Here is a 731-nt window from a genome sequence, read left to right as displayed (position 1 = left end):
GCTCGTATAGCGACCATGCCCTTCCGGCTGGTTGAGCATTTCAAGAAAACCTTCCCGCTGCGGATCATCGAACTTCCGCTGCCGCTTCCCGCATTTACCGAGGCCGTCCAATGGCCCGCCCTTCACAACGGCGATGCGGCAAGCATCTGGATGCGAGAGATATTGTTACAGGAGGCGTCTCGAATGGCTTCTCCGCGAGACGCCAAAAAGGGTCGCGGGCACCCCTGACTTACTCCCGCGTCTCACGCCGCCATTCGCGTCAATAGCCCTTGTCGGACGAGATCGATACTCGCGGCAAGTGCGCCTGCGAGATCGTCCAGCGGGTGGGCTGCGTCGACAAACGGTGCGAATGAGAAGGGGCCCTCATAACCGCCATCAAGCAGCGCCTGGATCTGGCTGCCATTGTCGGAACCTGCCAGGACGCGATCCGGGTAAATCCAGTGGATTGGATCGTTCACGCTTGAAATGTGCACGAGACCAGTCAGTTCGCAGGAGAAGAATGGCTCCCCGGCGAGCGTGTGATGAAATGTGTCGTGCACGAGGCGGAAGACGGACTGGCCATCAATGGCGGCAATGGCCTTAGCCGCTTCGTTCTTCGATCGAAGCGAGCAGGTCTGGAAGCCCAGCGGCTCGATGAGACCGATCAGGCCGCGCGACTGGAGGATCGGCTTGAGCGCCTTCAAGGCAAAGCGGAGATCGCCCCGGCGCTCGCCATTGGCGGGCCAGGAGCC

The 731-nt window shown here is 61.0% G+C and carries 1 protein-coding gene and 1 pseudogene; one reads left to right on the top strand and one right to left on the bottom strand.

Features of this window, described 5'->3' with window-relative positions:
- Positions 1-228, top strand: a pseudogene (locus AC0L2V_RS32215) (LysR family transcriptional regulator); the annotation flags it as partial.
- A 14-nt stretch (positions 229-242) separates the two neighbouring features.
- On the opposite strand, the gene AC0L2V_RS32210 reads toward AC0L2V_RS32215, so the two are convergent.
- Positions 243-731, bottom strand: a 489-nt coding sequence (locus tag AC0L2V_RS32210; protein WP_473522190.1) for a TIM barrel protein, incomplete at its 5' end; no start/stop codon positions are given.

It is taken from the genome of Mesorhizobium sp. WSM4814 (genome assembly GCF_055811595.1).
The sequence above is the reverse complement of the archived record's forward strand: the minus strand, read 5'-3'. Positions and strand labels throughout refer to the sequence as shown.